A 22,038-nucleotide genomic window follows, 5' to 3' on the forward strand; every position below is an offset into this window, starting at 1 on the left:
CCGCACGCCGGCCGATGCTGTGGCTGGGCGGCGGCGCGCGCGGCGCCGACGCGGCCGCGACCGAGCTGGTGCGCCGCGGCTTCGGCGTCGTGACCTCGACCAATGGCCGCGCGGTGGTGGCCGAGGACGAGCCGGCCTCGCTGGGCGCCTTCAACATGACGCCCGAGGCGGTCGAGCTTTACCGCAGCTGCGACCTGATGATCGTGGTCGGCTCGCGCCTGCGCGGCAACGAGACGCAGAACAACCGCATGCCGCTGCCCCGGCCGCTGGTGCAGATCGACGCCGATGCCGCGCAGGGCGGACGCAACTATCCCGTCGACCAGTTCATCCACGGCGATGCCGCCGACGTGCTGGACCGGCTGGTCGCGGCGCTGCCCGAAAGGCTGGATACCGACGCGGAGCTGAAATTCGACATCGCCCGGGTCCGGGCCCAGGCCGAGGGCCGGATGCGCGACGTGCTGGGCCCCTATCGGGTGATCGCGGACGTGCTGAACGACCGGATCGCCGCCGGCCGCCACCCCTGGGTGCGGGACGTGACCATCTCGAACTCGACCTTCGGCAACCGCTATGTGCGCATCGCCGAGCCGCGGCTGGGCGTGCACGCGCTTGGCGGCGGCATCGGCCAGGGCGTCGCCATGGGCATCGGCGCCGCCCTGGCCTCGGACGGCCCCAAGGCGGTGACGCTGCTGGGCGACGGCGGCACCATGCTGGGCATCGCCGAGATGATCACCGCGGTCGAGGAACGCGCGCCGCTGGTCTATGTCCTGATGAACGACCGCGCCTATGGCGTGATCCGCAACATCCAGGATGCGCAATACGGCTCGCGCCATCATTACAGCGCGCTGGCGACGCCGGATTTCGCCGGCTTCTGCGCCGCGATCGGCATGCCGCATCGCCGGGTGGACGACCTGACGCAGTTCGCGGCCGCCTTCGACGCCGCCGTCGCCGCCGAGGGGCCGCAGGTGATCGAGATCGACATGTGCGCCATCGGCCCCTTCGCCGAGACCTTCGCCGGCCCGCCGGCGGGCGCGGCCGGCAAGACGGAGTAAGCCATGCATCTGGGACTGATCGGTTACGGCAGCATCGGCAGCGAGCTTCTGGGCCTGATCGGCGACATGCCGGTCGAGCGCATCACCATCCTGGTGCGCGAGGGGCGCGAGAATCTTGCCCGCGACCGGCTGCTGTCGGCCCATGCGCATCTGGAAAGCCGCGTCGGCATCCTGAGCGACGGCCGCGCCTTCCTGGCCGCCCGGCCCGATTTCGTCATCGAGGCGGCGGGGCACGAGGCGGTCTGCGCCAATGCCGAGCAGGTGCTGGCGGCGGGAATCGACCTGGTCCTGGTCTCGGTCGGGGCGCTGGCGGACGAGGCGCTGCACCGGCGGCTGCGGGATGCGGCGGCGCGCGGCGGCGCGCGGCTGATCCTGCCCTCGGGCGCCATCGGCGGCATCGACCTTCTCGCCGCGCTGGCGCCGGCGGGCGATCTGAAGGTGCGCTATTTCGGCGCCAAGCCGCCACGGGCCTGGGCCGGCACGCCGGCTGCCCGGACCAGGGACCTGGAGACGCTGGACCATGCCGAGCAGATCTTTCACGGCACCGCCCGCGAAGCCGCGACTGCCTATCCCCGCAATGCCAATGTCGCGGCCACGCTGGCGCTGGCGGGCGCCGGCTTCGACGCGACCGAGGTCACGCTGACCGCCGACCCCGCCGCGCAGGGCAATTCGCATCGCTACGAGGTGGTCTCGCCGCTGGCGACGGTCTCGGTCGAGATCTCGAACCGCGCCACGGGCGGCAATGCCCGGACCTCGCTGGCGACGGTCTATTCGGTGCTGCGCGAACTGAAGAACCATCTGGGACCCGTTGCGATATGAAGGACATGGCATGAAGGACATGGCGATCGATCTGCCCGACGGCCGGCTGTTCGTCGGCGGCGAATGGGAAACCGGCACCGGGCCCGAGATCACCTCGATCTTTCCCGCAGACGGCTCGGTGAACCGGGCGCTGCGCGGCGCCTCGCGCGAGGACGGGCTGCGCGCCATCGCCCGCGCCAAGGCTGCGCAGGCCGATCCGGCCTGGCGCGGACTGAAGCCGCATGAGCGGGCGCGCTACCTTTACCGCATCGCCGACGGGATCGAGGCGCATGCCGAACGCATCGCCCGCATTCAGACCCGCGACACCGGCAAGACGCTGCGCGAGACCCGGGCGCTGGCCGGCTCGGCCGCCGGGACCTTCCGCTATTTCGGCGCGGTGCTGGAAAGCATGGACGATGCGCTGACCGCGCAGCGCGGCGATGCGCTGACAATGTCGGTCTGGGAGCCGCTGGGCCTGGTGGCGGCGATCACCCCCTGGAACTCGCCCATCGCCTCGGACGCGCAGAAGGTGGCGCCGGCGCTGGCGGCGGGCAATGCGGTGCTGCTGAAGCCCGCCAGCTGGTCGCCGCTGGTGGCGCTGGAACTGGCGCGGATCGTCGAGGCGGCCGGGCTGCCCAGGGGCCTGCTTTCGGTCCTGCCCGGCTCGGGGCGCGAGATCGGCAACCTTCTGGTCGAGCATCCCGACATCGCCCGCGTCTCGTTCACCGGCGGCACCGGGACCGGCCGGCAGATCGCGCGGCAGGCCGCCGAGAAGCTGATGCCGGTCTCGCTGGAGCTTGGCGGCAAGTCGCCGACCATCGTCTTCGCGGATGCCGACCCGGACCTGGCCATCGCCGGGATCCTGTTCGGCATCTTCTCCTCGACCGGGCAAAGCTGCATCGCCGGGGCGCGGCTTTTCGTGCAGCGCGCGATCCATGACGCCTTCGTCGCCCGGCTGGTGCGCGCCACCGAACGGCTGCGCGTCGGCCATCCGCACGACCCGGCGACGCAGGTCTCGTGCCTGGTCCATCCCGATCACCGCGACGCGGTCGAGGCGCATGTCGCCGCCGCGCTGGCCGAGGGCGCCACGCTGCTGACCGGCGGCCGGCGCCCGGACAACCCGGCGCTGGCGGGCGGCGCCTATTACCTGCCGACGATCCTGGCCGGGGCGCCCAACAGCGCCCGCATCTGCCGCGAGGAGGTCTTCGGCCCGGTGCTGGCGGTGCTGCCCTTCGAGGACGAGGCCGAGGTGATCGCCCAGGCGAACGACAGCGACTACGGCCTTGCCTGCGGGATCTGGACTCGCGATTTCCCGAAAGCCTGGCGGGTCGGGCGCGCCATCACCACCGGCACGGTCTGGATCAACACCTACAAGCAGTTCTCGATCTCGACCCCCTTCGGCGGCGAGAAGGACAGCGGCATGGCCCGCGAAAAGGGCCGCGAGGGCCTGCGCGCCTATCAGGCACAGAAATCCGTCTATACCGATCTGACCGGCCGGCCCCATCCCTGGGCGGCGGATGTTCTGGAGGGGCTGTGACATGCGCAAGGTCGCCATCATCGGCTCGGGGCCCTCGGGCTGCTTCACCGCCCAGGGCATCCTGAAGGCCCGGCCGGACTGGACGGTCGATGTCTATGACACGCTGCCGGTGCCCTATGGGCTGGTGCGCTATGGCGTGGCCGCCGATCACCAGGGCACCAAGGCCATCACCCGCCAGTTCGAGCGCATCTTCGAGCGCCAGGGCGCGCGCTTCTTCGGCAATGTCACCCTGGGCCGCGACGTCACGCTGGAGGCGCTGCGCGCCGCCTATGACGCTGTGGTGCTGGCCACCGGCCTGTCGGGGGACCGCGACCACGGGCTGGGCCGGGCCGAGGGGGTGATCGGCGCCGGGCAGCTGACCCGCGCGCTTTACGATCATCCCGATGCCGGCCGGCTGCCGGACGTGCGGGGCGAGGTGATCGTGCTGGGCAACGGCAATGTCGCCGTCGATGTCCTGCGCCTGCTGGCCAAGACCGAGGCGGAACTGCAGGACAGCGACCTGGGCGCCGAGGCCAGCGCCTGGCTGGCCGGCCGGCCCATCGACGGGCTGACCATCCTTGGCCGCTCGCCCGCGGCGGCGGCGCGCTTCGATCCGGTGATGATCCGCGAACTGGGCCGGTTGCAGGGCGTCAGCATCCGGGTGGCCGACCTGCCCGAGGCCGGCGGCGACAAGCTGATCGAGGCGCTGGACGGGCTGGACGGGCTGGCCACGGGCCCGCGCCCGGTCACCTTCCGCTTCGGCTGCCGGCCGGCGGGGATCGACACCGATGCGGCCGGCCGCATCCGGGCGCTGCGGGTCGAGGGGCCGCGCGGGCCCGAGGTCCTGGCCTGCGACACGCTGATCACCGCCATCGGCTTTTGCTGCGACGGCAGTCTTGGCCGCGACGCCCTGATGGCCGCGGCCGAGGATGCCGAGGCGGGCCGGATCGCGGCCGGGCTTTATGCCGTGGGCTGGTTCCGCCGCGGCCCGCGCGGCACCATCCCCGAGAACCGCGCCGAGAGCCTGGCCGTCGCCCAGCGCATCGTCGAGGAAGTCGAGGCCGCCCCGCCCCGCGCAGGGGCAGGCGCGGGCATCCTGCCGGCGGGCCACGAGGTCGTGGACTGGGCCGGCTGGAAACGGCTGGACGCGCATGAGCTTGCCGCGGCGATCGCCGGGCGCTGCCGCACCAAGATCACCACCCGGGCAGGCATGCTGACGCTCTGCCGCGAAAAGGAGGACGCACGCTGATGAATATCGTCATTCTCTACGGAACCGAGACCGGCAATGCCGAGATGCTGGCCGAGGACATCCAGGCCGATCTGCAGGCCGATCACGCGGTCGAGGTCGCCAACCTGTCCGATTTCGACCCCGGCGATTTCGACCCGGAGCGGCTGTATCTGATCGTTTCCTCGACCTATGGCGACGGCGAGCTGCCGGCCTCGGCGCAGCCTTTCGGGGCGGCGATGCGGGCGCAGGCGCCCGACCTGTCCGGGGTCTCCTTCGGCCTGTTCGGCCTGGGCGATTCCGAATACGAGACCTTCAACCAGGGCTCGCTGCACCTGCAGGAGCTGATGGAGGCTGCCGGCGCGGCGCTGCTGGGCGAAAGGGTGGTCCATGACGCATCCGGCAGCGACCTGGCCGAGGACCTGGCGCTGCCCTGGGCGCGCGCGGTCGTGGCGCTGGCCGAGACCCGGCTGGGGGCGGCGGCCTGATGCGCGCCGCCGAGATCCGCGCCCGGCTGGAGCGTCCCTATGCCTTTGGCGATTGCGTCGATCTGCGCGGGATCGACTGCGCGGACCGGCTGGTCCTGGACGGCGCCGTGCTGACCGGCTTCGACCTTTCCGGCGCCCGCTTCCCGCAAGGCATCTCGGCGCGCGGCGCGCAGTTCCGCGGCCTGAGCAGGTTTCGCGGCATCGAGGCCGCGGATGCGGATTTCGCCGGTGCGGTATTCCATGCCGATGCCCGTTTCGACGCCGCCCGGATCGGGGGCCGGCTGGCCATGCCGGGCGCCGAGTTCCGCGGCGTGCTGCAGTTCGACGGCGCCGAGCTGCAGGGCGGGGTCGATCTGGCCGGCGCCGTGGGCTATGGCAATTGCTCGTTCGAGCGGGCCGGGCTGGGCGGGGTCTCGGACCTGCACGGCTCGGAATGGCTGGGCGGGCTCTGGCTGGAAAGCGCCAGCTTCCAGCAGATCCGCAGCGGCGAGATGCTGGTCCATGGCCGTCTATGGACGCGCCGGGCACGGCTGGCCGGCGGCGCGCTGCCGCCCGAACGCTTCGATATCAGCTTCGGCTACACCTATGCCTGAACGGCCCGGGCCGCCGCCCCGGCACCGCCGGATGCCGCCGGGTGACCCTGATCGCGCGGCCCGAATCCCCCGGCAATCTTCCGAACGTGTTCATCAGTAAAACGCTCGATACCCAACAAAACACGCGCGGCTATCCTTCCCCCATCGCCATCGCGAACCGTCCCGATCTTTTTCGCAGAGGTAAGACCATGACCCTACAGGATACGAAATTCCAGACGCTCGCCGACGAGCTTCGGGCCCATACCGGGCGTTTCACCGACAAGCAGTTCGACTGGAACGCCTTCCCCTCGAATGCCGGCTTCGACGAGCTGGCGCGGGCGCAGATGCGCTATATCGGCGCCGGCGGCTCGCCCAAGGTCGGCGACACCAGCACGCTCAAGCCCGATAATTTCACCCTGTCGCTGATCTACAAGGAGCCGGGCCACTATGCCGCCTGCCACAGCCACGAGATCGAGGAAAGCTTCCTGATCATCGACGGCGCCCTGATCGTGGGCTGGGAAAAGGACGGCGAGGTGGTCGTGGTCAACCTGGGGCCGAAGGACATGATCCTGAACGCCCGCGAGATCGGCCACGGCTTCCGGGTGGACGGCGTCGAGCCGGTGCTGATGTCGATCTCGGTCGATGTCGGCAAACCCCTGCCGCCGGTCTATCACTACCACCCCAAGGAGCACGCCCCGGAACTGGCCCGCGCCTTCGGGGCCGCGCCCGGCAAGACGATGAAGTTCGATCCCAGCGGCGCGCATCCGCTGCAGCAGTTGATGGCGAAGTATGTCGTGCGCCATGCCGAGCTGAAGACGCATTGGGAAGAGGCCGGCTTTACCCGCAAGATCTATTGCGGGCCGGGCGGGGTGGAAACCGACACCTGCCGCAAGGAGATGCTGGGCATCCCCTCGCGCGTCGGGGTCAAGCCCTTCGTCCGCGACGTCGAGGACGCCTTCCTGGTGCTGGAAGGCACGCTGACCGTGGGCTGGGAAGAGAATGGCGAGCAGGTCGAGGTCGAGCTTGGCCCGCGCGACCTGGTCAAGACCCCTGCCGGCCGCCGGCACTGGTTCCGCAACAACGGCGCCGGTCACGCCACGGTCTGGTATATCGTCGGCTCGGCCGCGCCCGAGACCATCGCCTTCCAGGCGGCCTGATCCGCCTGCAGGGCGGGGCCGGGATGGGGGCGGGGCGATCCCGCCCCCCATCCTCATTCGCCCGTCCCTATTCTGCCGGCCCGCCCTCCCGCGGTGGCGCCGGGTCGGGCGCGTCCCATCCCAGCAGGCGCGACACCCGGCTGGCGGTTGCGACCAGCGCGCGCCTGACCTCCTCCATCTGCCGTTCCATGCCCTCCTCTCTCGGCGCGGTCACGTTGATGGCCGCGATCACCTGGCCGGACATGGTCCTGACCGGGGCGGCCACGGAAATGATCCCGGCCTCGAAATCCCCGATATGGGACACGACCTCTGCCGCGGCATCCACCCTGGCCTGGCGCAGGATCTCGGCGACCTTCGGCGCCCCCAGCCCGGCGGCCTGCGGCGCCGCCGTCGCGGCGGCCGGGCGATAGCGGTTCAGGATCTCCTGTGGGTCGAGCCCGGCCAGCAGCACCCGGCCAAGCGTCGTCGCCCGCGCCGGCAGCCGGCTTCCGACATGGATGATCGAGGATTCATGCCTGGGGCCGGGAAGGCGGATCAGATACATGACCGATGTTCCGTCAAGCACCCCCAGATGCACGGACCAACCCGTCCTCTCGCGCAGGCGGGCAAGTTCCGGCTGCGCGATCTCGACCACCTCGCGGGTGGCGAAATAGCCATAGGTCAGGCGCATGACCCCGGGGCCCAGGGCATAGGACTGGCTGCGCTCGTCATAGAGCAGGCAGCCCTCATGCGTCAGCGTGTAGACCGTGCGGAAGGCGGCCGAGCGGGTGATGCCAAGCGCCCTGGCGATCTGGCTCAGGGTCAGCGACTGCGATTTCGGGGTGAACAGCTTCAGCGTGGCCAGCCCGCGCAGCAGCCCCGGGACGAGATAGCGGTCACGATCGTCTTCCGTCATGTCGAATGCGGCTCCGGCCAAGAGGGTTGCCTTCCAATCTGCCCGCAGGGAAACGCCCTCCACAAGCCTGCCTAGGACCGAAAAGCGTGGCGGAAGCCTCCGCCGCCGGACAGGCCGGCCCCCGGGGATCGCCGCCGGGACCCATCGGCGCCGGCCACGGCAGAGCCATGTCGCGCTCGCGGGCCTTGCCGCCCCGGGGCAGCGCCCCGGCCTGCCCTGCCCTGCACCGCCGCCATCCGGCTTACCCGTCGATGCGGCGGCACAGCAGGTCCTCCAGCCATTCGGCAAAGGCGGTCAGGCGGCGCGCGTTGCGGGAACCGTGCGGAAACAGCAGGTGCATGGCCATCGAGCCGGGGCGATGATCGGGCATGACCTCGACCAGCTCGCCCCGGGCAAGGTGATGGGCGACGTCATAGGCGGGGATCTGGATCAGCCCCATCCCCGCCAGCGCGCAGGCGATATAGCCCTCGGCGCTGTTGGCGCTGACCCGCCACGGCACCGGGCATGTCCGGATGCGCCCGGCCTCCAGCCATTCCCACTCTGCCACCCGCCCGGTCGAGGGCGAGGCATAGGCGACCTGCCAGTGCCGATCCAGATCGTCGGGCGCAAGCGGCATGCCGTGCTGGGCCAGATAGGCCGGACTTGCCACGTTGATCTGGGCGATCGCGCCCAGCTTTCTTGCGCGCAGGCCGGAATCGGGCAGCGCGCCGACGCGCAGCGCCAGGTCCACCCGCTCGCCCACCAGGTCGACGGCGCGGTCGGTCATGCCAAGCTCCACCCGGATGCCGGGCCAGAGCGACAGGAACTCGGGCAGCGCGGGCGCCAGGATCAGCCTGCCGATCCGTCCGGGCACATCGACGCGGATGCGCCCCTCGATCCGGCGCGAGGCGGTGCGGAACAGCGCTTCCATCTCCTCGCTCTCGGCCAGAAAGCCAAGGCAGCGGTCGTAGAATTCCTCGCCCTCGTCGGTGGGGGCGACGGTTCGCGTCGTGCGGTTCAGCAGCCGGGCGCCCAGCCGTGCCTCAAGCTCGGCAATGGCGGTCGAGACGCTGGAACGCGGCATCTGCAGCGTATCCGCCGCCCGGGTGAAGCTGCGGGTTTCGACGACGCGGGTAAAGATACGGTAAAGCGCGATCCGGTCCATTGTTCGTTGGTTTCGACAGGTGAATTCAGGATTCGCGCATTTATGGCGGTAATCAAGAACATAAATAGCAGCGGCACGAGATGAAAGGAGAATGCCGTGACCACCCGGACTCTCAAGGACAAGGTCATAGTGATCGCGGGCGGCGCCAAGAACCTTGGCGGCCTGCTGGCGCGGGATTTCGCCGCGCAAGGCGCGAAAGCCATCGTCGTCCACTACAACAGCAGCGCCAGCGCCGGGGATGCCGAGGCGACCATCGCCGCGGTGCAGGCGGCGGGCGCGCAGGCCCTGGCGGTGCAGGCCGACCTGACCACGGCGGGCGCGGTGGAGACGCTTTTCGCCGATGCCATCGCCGCCTTCGGCCGCCCCGACATCGCCATCAACACCGTCGGCAAGGTGCTGAAGAAACCGATGGCCGAGATCACCGAGGCCGAATATGACGAGATGAGCGCGGTCAACGCCAAATCGGCCTTTTTCTTCCTGAAAGAGGCCGGCAAGGCGCTGAACGACAACGGCGCGATCTGCACGCTGGTCACCTCGCTGCTTGGGGCCTACACGCCCTTCTATTCCAGCTATGCGGGCACCAAGGCGCCGGTCGAGCATTTCACCCGCGCGGCCTCGAAGGAATTGGGCGCGCGGGGCATTTCCGTCACCGCCATCGGGCCGGGGCCGATGGATACGCCTTTCTTCTATGGGCAGGAGACGCCCGAGGCGCAGGCCTATCACCAGACGGCCGCCGCGCTGTCGCCGTTCTCGAAGACCGGCCTGACCGATATCGAGGACATCGCGCCATGGATCCGCTTCCTGGTGACCGAGGGTTGGTGGATGACCGGCCAGACGATCCTGGTGAACGGCGGCTACACGACCAAGTGATCTGTTCGTAACGAGTCCCCTGTTCGGTGGCGAGTGCGCGGTCGGGAAACTGCCAGCCCGACCGCGGGTTTCCCGGGCGCTCGCCGAGGCGCACCGGTCCCTCCATGTGCGGCCCAAGGGCCCCCGGGCGCGAAGCGGCGGATTCCTGGCGGTTTCCGGCATCGGCTGCGCGAAGCCCCGACCGTTCGGCGAACGGCTATGCCGCCGTCAAATCCCGCCGCCCATGACCGCGATCCGCCGCGGATGGCTAGGGAGGTGCTTTTCCTGCCGGGCGGTGCGATTCCCGCCGCTTGGCGGCCGTATCCACTTGCGCTGGTGCAGATGGATCTGCCACGCTGGACCCTTCCTTGGTGCCGAGGCAAGCATGGATCGCCGGTGTTGCTCTTCCCATGACAGGGCATCGGCCATGAGGAAGCCTGCCGGCAACCACGTGAAGAACGCTCGCGACCTCCGGAAGCGAGACGACAGCCTTGTCCTGGCAGGACTGAGCCCTCTCATCGCCGCCGGCTGACGCGCGGCGCGCTGGCGGTAGCTTCGAGACAGGCCAGCACCCTGAAAATGTCCGCTGACACCTTGTTGGCGCCGAAACCGCCTTGCAGGCGATTTCTTGTAACCGCTTGTCATGTAAGGAAGTGTCAGGCGACAGACGTGAGTATCTCGATGGTAAAAATAACCATATGATTTCATGCAATAAAAATTTTCCTGCGACAAGGCGCCTTATCTCAAACGACATGCGAAATTGACTCAATGTGGCGGAGAGCCGGTGTTCCCGGAAATAGCCCCACCACATTGCCGCGCTGGCAAAATGCATATTCTCAACCGTGAGTGCCGTGAGCAACGCGAAGCCGATATCGCCCGGCGCGAGAAAGAGCTCGCCACGCGCGAAGCCGCGCAGATCCGATAGACGGCACCACCGATGCCCTCGCGGCTGCCGTAATCGACCACGAAGGGGTGTGCCGCCCAATAGCGCAGCGTCCCCAGGGCAAAGATCGCCGCCCCGGTGAAATGGACATTGTCACCCCCATGCGGCAGGGGCCGGCGTTCTGCACCGTGTAGATCGGTGCCGGTTCAAAGATCTCGATGGTCATTTCGCCCCCACGATATTGCCCAGGTCCGGCCCACGGGCAGGCAGGGGATCGCCCCGCCGCCACCAGGACTGGTTCCCGTATTCACGCTTCTGCCGCTTCTCGAACTGGTGCCATTGCTCCTCGGCCTCGGGGTCGATCAGCCCCTGCAGCTGGTCCCAGACCATGCGGTCCAGCGCGACCCGGGTCGGCCAATAGGTGGCGGCCGGGTTGTAGCGCCGGGCGAGGTTGGCGACGTCGCGGCCGATCAGCGGCGACTTGCCCTCGTTGGCGCGGGCGACGTTCGAGCCGATCGCCCGGGCGACATCGCCCACGGCCCCTGCCACGGGACCGGCCAGCGTCTCGGCGAAGCCGCCACCGGCGCGGCTGGCGCTAGCGCTGAAGAAGTCGCCGAAGATCCCGACGCCGCCGCCCTGCAGTGCCGCAGCGAACCAGAACTTGTCGTCATCCATCGGCCTGGGATCGCGACCCTTGGCGACTTCCTTCAGCTGCACCGCCAGCGCGCCCATGACGGTCAGCTGCACCATGGCGCTGACCGCATACCAGGCCTTGGCGCCGGCATTGCCGTCCAGCTCCTGGATCCTGCGGATCTGGCCGAACAGCTGCGACAGGGCATAGCCCTTGTACATGCCGAAGCTGCGCATGGCCTCGCCGGACCAGCTGCCGGCCCTGGTCTCGCCGATCACGCTAGCGCGGCCGCGCAGGCTGAAGCTGGGGATCGACATCTCGATGTGATCCTCGATCAGGGCCCCGAAGCGGATGGCCAGGTCCTCGGCCTCGTGCGGCGGCAGGGCGGCATGCTCGCGGAACCAGTTCGGGTTCAGGTGCTTGCCGCCGGTAGGATCGGTGTAGATCACCGCCGGGTCGCGCAGCAGGTCCCATTCCCGGGCGCCGATGCTGCGGGCTTCCATGAAGTTGCGCAGGTTCGGCGCCAGCTCGTCGAAGCGCTTGCCGGCCATCTGGGCCAGATCGCTGCCGATGCCCATGGCGACCGCCACCCGGGCGCGGTCGGTCAGGAAGGTCATGCCGTTCGCCTTCAGCACGAAATTGCTGATCCGGCCGGTCAGCTCGGGCGACCAGATGTCGCCGGCGAAGCGGGCCGCGGTGGTCGAGGACTGGGCCCAGCTGTCCATGATGAAACCGAGGTCCTTTGCCACCTGTCGGTCGATGCCGGTCAGCAGGTCGCCGAACATCCGCTTCAGCGGCGAATTCGGGTTCAGGCCGATCGCCTTGGCGGCGATGCGCATGGAAACCAGGTCCGTCACCTGGGACAGCGTGGCCGAGCCGAGCTGGGCCGCGGTCAGCAGGTTGCGGGTATGGCCCAGCATCGCGGCCATGGCCCCGTCGGCAGGCGCGTTCAGCTCGCCCGACAGCATGCGCAGCATCACGCGGGCCTTCTTCGCCTTGTTCGCGACCACCTCCTCGGGCTGCAGGCCGACGCGGAACGCCTTCTTGACCACGGAATTGCCGGCCCTGGGATTGCGCGGCGCCAGGATGGCGGCCTTCTCCATGACCTGGATGGCGTTCTCCAGCCCGGCCTTGGGATTGGGACCGAAGGCGCGCATGCGGGCGATGTCGTTCGCCATGCCCTCGAACTGCTTGATGATGCTCTCGAAGGGGTTCTGCGCGCCGAAGGCCTCGTTATAGGCCATCCAGTCGTCGGCCGATTTGAAGTGCAGGACGCGGTGCTCGCCACGGCCGTTGAACAGGGCCTTGGCGCCGACGGAAAACCCGGGCGTGCGATCGTGCCAGCCGTTGGTGGTGATCTCCTGGTAGATCTCGTTCAGCAGCCGGTCGGCATCGGCGCGCAGCGGCCTGGCGCCCTTGGCGACGGCGAAGGGCTTGCCGGTCTTGTGGTCGATGATCCGGTTCCAGTCCAGCCGGGCATAAAGATCATCGGCCCAGGCCTGGAAGCCGGCATCGCGGATCTTCTGGCCGTTGTGCACATGCGCGACGCCGTAATCGTCCAGCTTGCGGATGTCGCCGCCCAGGCTGTTGAACAGGTTGCGCAGCCGCTCGCGCTGCTGCTCGATGCCGCGGGCGATGGCCTTGGCATGGGCATTGCCGCTGTCCTGCAGGTGCAGCTCGCGCACGATGTCGGACAGCTGGGCCCGGCCGCGGACCCGGCCCAGGATGTCCTCGCTGTGATCGGCCAGGAATTCCTGCAGCCCGCCCATGGCCTGCTTGAAGATCGCGCGTGCCTCGCTGTGCGCGGCCTCGATGTCCTTCAGCAGCAGGTCGGGATCCTCGGTCGCGGCCCGGGCATAGCGCGCCTGGTTGCGCTGCAGGGTCATCAGCTGGCGCACAGTGACATGCCGGCGCTTCTGGGTTGCCTGCTTCATGCGCTCGACCAGCTCGTCGGCGGCGGCCAGGCGCGCGTCGGCGGCGGAATAGCCGCTGGCCTTGTAGCGCTTCGCCAGGTCTTCCCAGTCCGCCCGGGCCAGTTTCGCGCGCTCGGGGTCCAGCTCGCCGGCGGCGACCGCCGCCTGAAGGCAATCGCCAAAGTTCATTTCGGGGTTCCTTTCAGGCTGCAGCTGGTCATGGAGCGCATCAGGGCATCGTCCTGGTCCAGGTCGTCCAGCAGGTCGGCCAGCGATACCTCGCGGGCGTCCTGCCCCTCGCCCATGCGCAGGGTCAGGCCGGGATCCGCCTCGAGCGCGGCACGGGCGTCGGCGATGGCCCGGGCGATCTCGTCGGATTGATTTTCCGGGGTGCCGGCATTATCTTTGGCCTGACCGGTCGGGGATGGAGCCCGTTCCTCGCCAAGCCCAGTGACCCGGAACGCTTCCCACTGGGACCGGTCAGCAAATTCCCCGACATCATCGCTGAAGCTGGTGACGATCCAGGTTTTTTCCGCGTCATCCCAGTTCAGTCGAACCACCGCAACTCGGGCAGGATCGCTGTCGTCGATGATGTAGCGGCGGTGCAATCCCTTGGGATCGTCATAGACCGAGCCTTCACGGATCAGGCGCGGCAGATCGGCCAGCACATCGGGACCGTGATCGACCTCGATATGCTTCAGGCCGAACCCACTGCGTGTTTTGCCCGACGCCTTCACGATGTCGGGCTTGCCGTGGACGAAGGCGATCGGGCGGTCGAAAAGCGGATGGATGACCGCGTCGGGAACCTCGCCGTCGCCGGCCTGCATCAGGCGCGAAATCGCCGCCTCCGGATCGTCCCTGATATCGCGGAAGACCAGACCGAACGGCCCCGCCTCTGGCGCGTCCTTCAGCTCGCGCAGTTCCGCATCCGTAGCACGCGCCAGGGCGGGGCTCTGGGCCCCATCCTCGGTGTCCAGGCGGTCCAGCGCCCGGATGTCGGGCTGCCCGCCAGCGGCGCCTTCCAGACTCTCGACGGCGCTGTCGCCACGGCTGGGCATGGGCGCCCGCGCGTCCTGCGCCTGGACCGCCTCGCGCAGCACCACGGTCGGCGTCACGCCGGCCTCGGCCGCGAACAGGTCCTTGATGTCGGCGCGGCCGGCAATCTCGGCCTCGGCCATGTATCGGGTCAGGATCTCGGCCGAGGCGTCCGGGCTGCGCGAGCGATTGCCCTTGACGGGGCTCTGCAGATCGCCCCGGAAAAAGACGCCCATGACGGCATCGACCATCTCGGGATCGCGAGTGGTGAACATGTCGCCCTGCAGCAGCTTGTCGCGCAGCGCGCCGACGACGCTCTGCCCGTCGCGCGGCTCGATCCGGGCGCGGACGATCATGCGCACCGCATCCATCAGCTGATCGGTGATGTCGAATTCCGGCCGGATATAGCCCGCATCGACCGCGGCGCGGAACGCGGCCCAGTCGGGCGCCAGGTCCTCGAGCATGCGCAGCATGTTCTCGACCGCCGGATGCTCGGTCTCGGCCAGCAGCTTCAGCAGGTCCTGGGCGTCGAAGGCCCGCGCGAAAAGCGCCTGGCGCAGCCGGCGCAGCCCGTCGATGTTCAACCGGCCATCGGCCGTCATCAGCCCCGCGCGCTCGGCCTGCGGCATGGCGGCGAAGACGCGGCGGACGAACTCGGCATTGTCGGGGCTGTTCAGGCCGCGGCCCGGCCGGTAACCGTCGAAGGCGGTCTGCGTCAGGTAATCGGCATCGACGCCGGCCTGTTCGGTGGCGCTCATGCGGCCGATCGAGGAGGTGTTGCTTTCGCGCACGAAGCGCCGGCGCGCATCGGCATCCAGATCCGTGACGCGCTCGGCGACCAGCGCCGGCCGGCTGACGCCTTCGGGCACCTGGAAACCGGCATCCTCGATCGCCCGGACATATGCCTGGTAGCGCTCGGGGTGTTCTTCGGCGGCCCGGTTCAGCGCGGCGATGCGGCCATTGCCGCTTTCGATCATCATGTCGGGGCCGACGATGGGGGCGCCGCTGGCGCTTTCGGGCGACGGCAACAGCCGGGCGGGGTCGAGGTTGCGCGCGATGCCGGCGATCTGTTCGTCGCTGGCGGCGCGCGAACGGTCCCGCGGCGGCAGGTCGCCGGATGCCCGCTGCAGCTCGGCCAGGTCCACGACGCGATAGCGGACATCGACCGACATGCCGGCGGGCGTGGTGACCTCGCCGAACTCGCTGAAGCTGCGGCCGGCCGGCCATTCGAACTGGCCGCCGCCGCCGGCGGGCGCGAAGCCGTCGCCGGCGGGCGCGCCGCTGCCGGCGGTCTTGCGGATCGTCCAGGCCCGGAAGTCGAAAACCGTCATGCCCTTCAGGAACGGGTTCGCCGAAATCACCTCGGGCGACAGCAGATCCACCATCCGGCTGTCGGCGCCGGCACGCAGAACGCGGCGCGCATCGCCCAGGCCCAAGCCCAGGCCCAGGCCCAGGCCCAGGCCCAGGAAGTGGGCGGCGTAAGATTGCCGCTGTCGATCGGGATGCCGGCGTCGCGCAGGCCTTCGGCATTGTCGGCGGTCATCTATGATGACGGGCTGCACCTCGGCCGAGGCAGTCGCTACGCCCGGGGCATGTCCTATCTGGTCTACAGTTTCCTGACGCAGGAGCGGTGCCCGTTCGTCTGGGCCGGCGAAGAGGAGATCGATCAGCTCGCCTGGGATACCCTGCTGGCCCAGGAATGCGCCGGCATGGGTGGGACGGAGCGTTGCACCGCCACGGCCGGCGCTGATCCGCTTCCCGATCCGATGCCTCTCTGAATTGGCTGCTGGGCTGTCAGGACAGCCTGACCCATGACTGATCCTGACAGGCCGCCCGAAAAATTTTCCGTCCGGAAGCTAGTCCCATTTCGTCCGGAAGCTGGCGCGCGGCAACACTCTGCCAAGACCCGGATCCATGAGAGCAAGGGCGAGCACTGGTTTTGCGACGAGGCCGAGGCTATCGCCGCCGGTTGGCGCGCGGCGCGCTGGCGCTAGATTCGGAGAGATGCCGTAACGGGGCCTGCGTCGGGACTCGCCCGTTACCGTTGCCAGATCGAGGGCAAGCTGGCGCCATTCCCGTATCGGATCCACATGGAGGACTACGGGATGAAGCTGTTTGTCGGGCTGGATGTGCCGCTGGAGAAGACCGCGATCTGCGTGATCAGCGAGCATGGGAAGATCGTGAAGGAGGCGCAGGTGGCCAGCGAGCCCGAAGCGCTGTCGTGCTGGATCTCCGACCAGGACGGCGCAATTGCCGCCGTCGGGCTTGAGCTGGCCCCTTGTCGCAGTGGCTGCATCGCGGGTTGTCAGATGCGGGACTACCTGTCGTTCTGATGGAAACTAGACAGGTAAAAGGCGCCCTGAAGGCGATGCCGATCAATGTCCGTCAACTCTCCCAGGAGGATCCGGTTTGTCGTCGGCTGATGTCGATGCCCGGGATCGGCGCCGTCGTGGCGTTGACCTATCGATCTGCTGTCGATGATCCTGCCCGCTTCACATCCTCGAAGAAGGTCGGGCCGTGGGTCGGCCTGACGCCGTCTCGCAACCAGTCGGGCGAGCGCGACGTCTCGGGCGGGATCACCAAGGCAGGCGACGTCAACCTTCGACGCGCGCTGTGCCAGGCGGCAACCGTCATGATGCATCATGGACGGGCGAGCTGGCTGCGAACCTGGGCGGCAAAACTTGCGCGCCGTCGTGGTGCCAAGCGCGCGATGGTTGCGCTGGCCCGCCGCATCGCCGTGATCTTGCACCGGATGTGGAAGGATGACACCGACTTCCACTTCGACATTCCCCTGCTTCATGCCAGTTGAAGACACAGATTCCAGACTGCTGCCCGCCTGATCGCGGGCCTTCGAGGTCCCCACGGGACGCGGTTCCGGTGATGTCGTGCTCAGGACTGATGCCGATCGTATCGAGCACGCCAATGAGATGGGCACATCGGAATTGCATTGAACCAGCATCATGTTGGCAGCCACCGCGCTGACCACGGACCGAAGCATGCACCCGGGTCGATCTCAGGCGAAGGCTGCCGAACAGGGAAGCAGATCACTTGATCAAAGAACAAGGCCGCGCGCTCCGGCGGCACATCCCCTATGCGCAAAACCGCTTGACTGGGGCGACCCCGTTACCGAAGTCCTGACCCGAGTCCCTACAGCAGCGCCGCCGCGGTGGTCGCATCGGTGATCAGCCCGCTGATCAGCCCGCCCTGCAGCGCGCCGCGGATGGCCGGGATCTTTTCCGCGCCCTGTGCTGCGCCGATGACCAGCGTCGTCTCGCGTGGCGGGATCGGGGCCGAGGCGACGCGGTCGTTGCTCAGCCCCTCGATCAGCCGGCCCCGGGCGTCATAGGCCCAGCCGGTGATCTCGCCCACCGCACCGGCGGCGACCAGCGCGTCAAGGTCGGGGCGCGACAGGAAGCCGTCCAGCATCAGCGGCGCGCGGTCGTTCACCGTGCCGATGCCGACGAAGGCGACGCTGGCCCCGGCCGACATGCGGATCAGCCGCTCGATGCTGGGCTGGCTGTTCACCGCCTGCCGCTCGCGCACCGTCGGGGCGATGACCGGCAGCGGCAGAGGAAAGCAGCGCGCCGTCACCAGGTCCGACAGGGTGAACAGCACGTTGTAATAGGCGGTCGAGCCGTCCGGGGCGATATTGCCGGTCAGCGACACGATGCGGTGCTGCGGGCAGTCGACATGCGGCAATTGCGCGATGGCGCTGCGCAGGGTGCGGCCGGTGCCGATGGCCAGGGTCAGGGGCTCGGGCCGGCGCAGCCATTGCTCGATCGCATCGGCCAGCATCAGCGCCACCCCGACCTCGGGCGCGTCCGAGGGCGCGATCTGGCAGAATTCCAGCCCGTATCGGCGCTGCAGGGCGACGGCCAAGTCCATGCAATGGGCAAAGGCATGGTCGATGCGGATCTTGACGATGCCCTCGGCCATGGCCTGTGCCACCAGCCGCTGCGCGGTCTGGCGCGAGACGCCCATGATGCCCGCGATCTCGTCCTGGGTCTTGCCCGCGACATAGGAAAGCCATGCCGCCTTGGCCGCCTGTTCCAGTTTCCGGCCCTGGTTGGTCATGGATCGCGCGCGCCGTCCCGAGATTGCCCTGGTTCGTCCCCGTGTCTAGCGTGCCGTCTGCCGCGCTGTCCAGCGCACCCGGTCAGCGTGAGGGGCGCGGCAGCATCGCCTCGACGGTCGGGTCCTCGCTGCCCAGGTCGTCGATCAGCGGGTCCAGCCCCGCCGCCTGCGCCAGCCGCGCGCGGTCGACGATGATGATGCGCGGGCCGTCCAGCGTGATGCCCCGGCCTTTCAGCGCCGCCAGGGTGCGCGACAGGCTTTCCGGCGTCATGCCCAGATACGAGGCGAGATGCCGCTTTTCCACCGGCAGCACGAAGCTGGGGGCGTCGCCCTCGCGCTGGGACTGGTTCAGCAGCCAGGCTGCCAGCCGCTCGCGCGCGGTGCGCAGCTTCAGGTTCTTGGCCTGCCGCACCATGCCGCGATAGCTGCCGGCCAGCTCGTTCATCACTGCCGCCGCCAGTTCCGGGTCGCGCCGGATCGCTGCGTGCAGGTCCACTGCCGGCAGCATCAGGATGCGCGAGCGTTCCAGCGTGCGCGCCGACATCAGATAGGGCATGTCGCGGATGCAGGCCGCCAGGATGAAGCTGGAAACCGGGCGCAGCACCGCCATCACCGCGTCGCGGCCGTTCCATTCGGCATGCAGCTCGACCGCGCCCTCGACCAGGATATGCAGGAAATCGGGGCGATCGCCCTGACGGAACAGCTCCAGTTGCGGGGGGAAGCTTTGCCAATAGGTGGTCGCCATCAGCCCCTCGAAGGTCGGTGTCGCGACCGTGCGGAACAGGGGCAGGTTGCGGATGGCCGGCTTTTCCTCGTCGCGCACGAATCGCTGTCCCGGGCTGATTGGATTGACTTTTGATAAGCCAAATATCCGCCTGGGACAAGTCCGCAGCCGGGCGGGGTCAATTGCAGGAAAGACATCCGTCATTCGCCGGCGGGACATATGGCAATTCAGGTCCGATTTTCCCGGCAACCGATGCCGGATTGATTCAGGTCAAGTTTCGAGAGGGGGCTTTCGTGGTGCCGCTGTAGCCGAAACCCGTGCGCATCCCTGCGTTCGGGAACCAGGAGCAAGTCATGACGGAACATCCCATCCCGTCCCGCAGCGACCAGCAACGCGCCTTGTGGCTCAGCACATTGGCCTTTACCCTGTGTTTCGCGGTCTGGACGATCTTCTCGATCATCGGGATCACCATCAAGGCCGAACTGGGCCTTTCGGAATTCGAATACGGCCTGCTGATCGCGACGCCGGTGCTGACCGGCTCGCTGACGCGGCTGATCCTTGGCGTCTGGACCGAGCGTTACGGTGGCCGGCTGGTCTTTTCCGCGCAGATGGTCCTGACCGGCCTTGCCACCTATGCGCTGACGCTGGCCGACAGCTATGCCACCTTCCTGCTGGCGGCGCTGGGCGTCGGCCTGGCGGGCGGGTCCTTCATCATCGGCGTGGCCTATGTGTCGAAATGGTTCCCGGCCGAAAAGCAGGGCCTGGCGCTGGGCACCTTCGGCATGGGCAATGTCGGCGCCGCGGTGACCAAGTTCCTGGCGCCCTTCGTCATGGTCGCCATGGGCTGGCAGGGCGTGGCCGAGATCTGGGCGGCGGCCATCGCGCTGATGGGCGTGGCCTTCTGGCTGCTGGCCAAGGACGACCCGGACTTTGCCGGGCGCCGCGCCCGCGGCGTGCAGGGCCCGACGCTGGCCGAGCAGTTCGCGCCGCTGAAGAACCTGCAGGTCTGGCGCTTCTCGCTTTACTACTTCTTCGTCTTCGGCGGCTTCGTGGCGCTGGCGCTGTGGCTGCCGCATTACCTGGTCGCCGTCTATGAGGTCGACGTGCGCACCGCCGGCATGGCCGCGGCCTCGTTCAGCCTGGCGGCAAGCGTGTTCCGCGCCTATGGCGGCGCGCTGTCGGACCGCTTCGGGGCGCGGACGGTGATGTACTGGACCTTCGGCTTCTCGATGGTCTTCCTGTTCATGCTTTCCTATCCGCCGACGGATTACGTCATCCACGGCAAGGACGGCCCGATCGCCTTTTCGACCCGCATGGACCTGTGGCCCTTCGTGGCGACGATCTTCGCCCTGGGCTTCTTCATGAGCCTGGGCAAGGCGGCGGTGTTCAAGCACATCCCGGTCTATTACCCGAACCATGTCGGGGCGGTGGGCGGCCTGGTCGGCATGATCGGCGGCCTGGGCGGCTTCATCCTGCCCATCGTCTTCGGGGCGCTGCTGGACCTGACCGGCGTCTATACCTCGTGCTTCGTGCTGCTGCTGGCGGTGGTTGCGGTGTCGCTGGCCTGGATGCACCTGTCGATCCGCGCCATGGAACGCCAGGCGCAGGGCCAGGCGCTGGACCAGCTGCCCGCCTTCCCCGAGCTGAAGGAGATCCATACCCCCGGCAAGACCGAGATGCCGCGGGTCATCGAGGACTGGCGCCCCGAGGATCCGGACTTCTGGGCCGAGAAGGGGCGCAGGATCGCCCGGCGCAACCTGTGGATCTCGATCCCGGCGCTGCTGCTGGCCTTCTCGGTCTGGATGGTCTGGTCGATGGTGGTGGCGCGGCTGCCGGCGATCGGCTTCCAGTTCTCGACCGGGCAGCTGTTCTGGCTGGCGGCGCTGCCGGGCCTGTCGGGGGCGACGCTGCGCATCTTCTACAGCTTCATGGTGCCGATCTTCGGTGGCCGGCTGTGGACGACGCTGTCGACCGCCTCGCTGCTGCTGCCGGCGCTGGGGATCGGCTATGCGGTCCAGGATCCGGCCACCCCCTATCTGATCTTCCTGACCCTGGCGCTGCTTTGCGGCTTCGGCGGCGGCAACTTCGCCTCCTCCATGGCCAATATCGCCTTCTTCTTCCCGCGGGCCGAAAAGGGCAATGCCCTGGCGCTGAACGCCGGCCTGGGCAATCTGGGCGTCTCGGTCATGCAGTTCCTGGTGCCGCTGGTCATCACCGCGGGCGTGTTCGGGACGCTGGGCGGCGCGCCCCAGAACTTGTCGGATGGCGGCCGGCTGTGGATGCAGAATGCCGGCTTCATCTGGGTGCCGTTCATCCTGGTGGCGACGGCGGCGGCTTGGCTGGGCATGAACGACATCGCCGACGCGCGCGCCAGTTTCCGCGAGCAGGCGGTGATCTTCGGCCGCAGGCACAACTGGCTGATGTGCATCCTCTATACCGGCACCTTCGGCAGCTTCATCGGCTATTCGGCGGGCTTCCCGCTGCTGACCAAGCTGGCCTTCCCCGAGGTGAACGCGCTGCAATATGTCTTCCTGGGGCCGCTGGTCGGGGCGCTGAGCCGCGCCGGCACCGGCTGGGTCAGCGACCGTTTCGGCGGCGGCAGGGTGACCTTCTGGACCTTTGCCGGCATGATCGCAGCAACCTTCTCGGTGATCTGGGCGCTGGGGATCGGCAGCTTCGCGGCCTTCTTCGCCGGCTTCATGGCGCTGTTCTTCCTGACCGGGGTCGGCAATGCCTCGACCTTCCAGATGATCCCCGCGATCATGGCGCGCGAGATCCCGCGGCTGATGCCGGAACTGGACGGCACCGCCCGCCGCCGGCAGTCCGAGCGCGAAAGTGCCGCGATCATCGCCTTCACCTCGGCCATCGCCGCCTATGGCGCCTTCTTCATCCCGAAAGCCTATGGCAGCTCGATCGCGATGACCGGCTCGCCGGTGGGGGCGCTGTGGGGGTTCCTGATCTTCTATGTGCTGTGCCTGGGCATCACCTGGGGGGTCTATACCCGGCCGGGCGGCCTGCTGCACGACATCGAACGCGACCGCGGCCCCGCCCGCGCCGCCAATCCCACCTGAACCTTGGGAGAGAG

Annotated in this window: 16 protein-coding genes and 1 pseudogene; 11 read left to right on the forward strand and 6 right to left on the reverse strand. The window is 68.5% G+C overall.

Features of this window, described 5'->3' with window-relative positions:
- The 7 genes from I9P22_RS12820 to I9P22_RS12850 form a co-directional block, all read left to right on the forward strand.
- On the forward strand, positions 1-1,049 hold a 1,049-nt coding region (locus tag I9P22_RS12820; protein ID WP_233253368.1), incomplete at its 5' end, for a thiamine pyrophosphate-dependent enzyme.
- A gap of 3 nt (positions 1,050-1,052) precedes the next feature.
- Complete coding sequence (locus I9P22_RS12825; protein WP_199259882.1) at positions 1,053-1,868, forward strand: aspartate dehydrogenase; 816 nt, start codon at positions 1,053-1,055, stop codon at positions 1,866-1,868.
- Positions 1,869-1,878: 10 nt separating this feature from the next.
- Positions 1,879-3,384, forward strand: a complete 1,506-nt coding sequence (locus I9P22_RS12830) for an aldehyde dehydrogenase (RefSeq protein ID WP_233253369.1) — start codon at positions 1,879-1,881, stop codon at positions 3,382-3,384.
- Position 3,385: 1 nt separating this feature from the next.
- Positions 3,386-4,612 carry an FAD-dependent oxidoreductase gene (locus I9P22_RS12835; RefSeq protein WP_199259883.1) on the forward strand — a complete coding sequence of 409 codons (1,227 nt, stop codon included), beginning with the start codon at positions 3,386-3,388 and terminating at the stop codon, positions 4,610-4,612.
- Positions 4,612-5,076: a flavodoxin domain-containing protein gene (locus I9P22_RS12840; RefSeq protein ID WP_199259884.1), complete on the forward strand. Its 465-nt coding sequence runs from the start codon at positions 4,612-4,614 to the stop codon at positions 5,074-5,076. Before I9P22_RS12835 ends, I9P22_RS12840 begins: the two co-directional genes overlap by 1 nt.
- Positions 5,076-5,669, forward strand: a complete 594-nt coding sequence (locus tag I9P22_RS12845) for a hypothetical protein (protein WP_199259885.1) — start codon at positions 5,076-5,078, stop codon at positions 5,667-5,669. The genes I9P22_RS12840 and I9P22_RS12845 overlap by 1 nt, the downstream gene beginning before the upstream one ends.
- Before the next feature lie 188 nt (positions 5,670-5,857).
- Positions 5,858-6,805: a cupin domain-containing protein gene (locus I9P22_RS12850; RefSeq protein WP_199259886.1), complete on the forward strand. Its 948-nt coding sequence runs from the start codon at positions 5,858-5,860 to the stop codon at positions 6,803-6,805.
- Positions 6,806-6,872: 67 nt separating this feature from the next.
- Here I9P22_RS12850 and I9P22_RS12855 read toward each other — a convergent pair whose 3' ends face one another.
- Positions 6,873-7,700, reverse strand: a complete 828-nt coding sequence (locus I9P22_RS12855; protein ID WP_199259887.1) for an IclR family transcriptional regulator — start codon at positions 7,698-7,700, stop codon at positions 6,873-6,875.
- Positions 7,701-7,941: 241 nt separating this feature from the next.
- Positions 7,942-8,844 carry a LysR family transcriptional regulator gene (locus tag I9P22_RS12860; RefSeq protein ID WP_199259888.1) on the reverse strand — a complete coding sequence of 301 codons (903 nt, stop codon included), beginning with the start codon at positions 8,842-8,844 and terminating at the stop codon, positions 7,942-7,944.
- A 96-nt stretch (positions 8,845-8,940) separates the two neighbouring features.
- Between I9P22_RS12860 and I9P22_RS12865 the strand changes: the two genes are divergently transcribed.
- The gene (locus I9P22_RS12865) at positions 8,941-9,714 is read left to right on the forward strand and encodes an SDR family oxidoreductase (RefSeq protein ID WP_199259889.1); all 774 of its coding nucleotides are present in this window, start codon (positions 8,941-8,943) and stop codon (positions 9,712-9,714) included.
- Positions 9,715-10,798: 1,084 nt separating this feature from the next.
- Here the strand turns inward: I9P22_RS12865 and I9P22_RS12870 are convergent.
- Both I9P22_RS12870 and I9P22_RS12875 read right to left on the reverse strand, forming a co-directional pair.
- Positions 10,799-13,309, reverse strand: a complete 2,511-nt coding sequence (locus tag I9P22_RS12870) for a hypothetical protein (RefSeq protein ID WP_199259890.1) — start codon at positions 13,307-13,309, stop codon at positions 10,799-10,801.
- Positions 13,306-15,540, reverse strand: a complete 2,235-nt coding sequence (locus I9P22_RS12875; RefSeq protein WP_199259891.1) for a hypothetical protein — start codon at positions 15,538-15,540, stop codon at positions 13,306-13,308. The genes I9P22_RS12870 and I9P22_RS12875 overlap by 4 nt, the downstream gene beginning before the upstream one ends.
- A gap of 99 nt (positions 15,541-15,639) precedes the next feature.
- Here I9P22_RS12875 and I9P22_RS12880 point away from each other — a divergent pair, with 99 nt between their 5' ends.
- On the forward strand, positions 15,640-15,933 hold the full coding sequence (locus tag I9P22_RS12880) for a hypothetical protein (RefSeq protein WP_199259892.1): 294 nt from the start codon (positions 15,640-15,642) through the stop codon (positions 15,931-15,933).
- A gap of 327 nt (positions 15,934-16,260) precedes the next feature.
- Positions 16,261-16,964, forward strand: a pseudogene (locus I9P22_RS12885) (IS110 family transposase).
- Positions 16,965-17,302: 338 nt separating this feature from the next.
- Here the strand turns inward: I9P22_RS12885 and I9P22_RS12890 are convergent.
- A complete protein-coding gene (locus tag I9P22_RS12890) occupies positions 17,303-18,229 on the reverse strand; it encodes a sugar-binding transcriptional regulator (protein ID WP_199259893.1) in 927 nt (308 codons plus the stop codon).
- An 82-nt stretch (positions 18,230-18,311) separates the two neighbouring features.
- Positions 18,312-19,052 (reverse strand): helix-turn-helix domain-containing protein, encoded by a 741-nt coding sequence (locus tag I9P22_RS12895; protein ID WP_199259894.1) that lies wholly within the window; start codon positions 19,050-19,052, stop codon positions 18,312-18,314.
- A gap of 254 nt (positions 19,053-19,306) precedes the next feature.
- Here I9P22_RS12895 and I9P22_RS12900 point away from each other — a divergent pair, with 254 nt between their 5' ends.
- A complete protein-coding gene (locus I9P22_RS12900) occupies positions 19,307-22,024 on the forward strand; it encodes a nitrate/nitrite transporter (RefSeq protein WP_199259895.1) in 2,718 nt (905 codons plus the stop codon).
- Positions 22,025-22,038: the final 14 nt, after the last annotated feature.

This window comes from Paracoccus binzhouensis (assembly GCF_016446475.1).
Lineage (GTDB): Bacteria > Pseudomonadota > Alphaproteobacteria > Rhodobacterales > Rhodobacteraceae > Paracoccus > Paracoccus binzhouensis.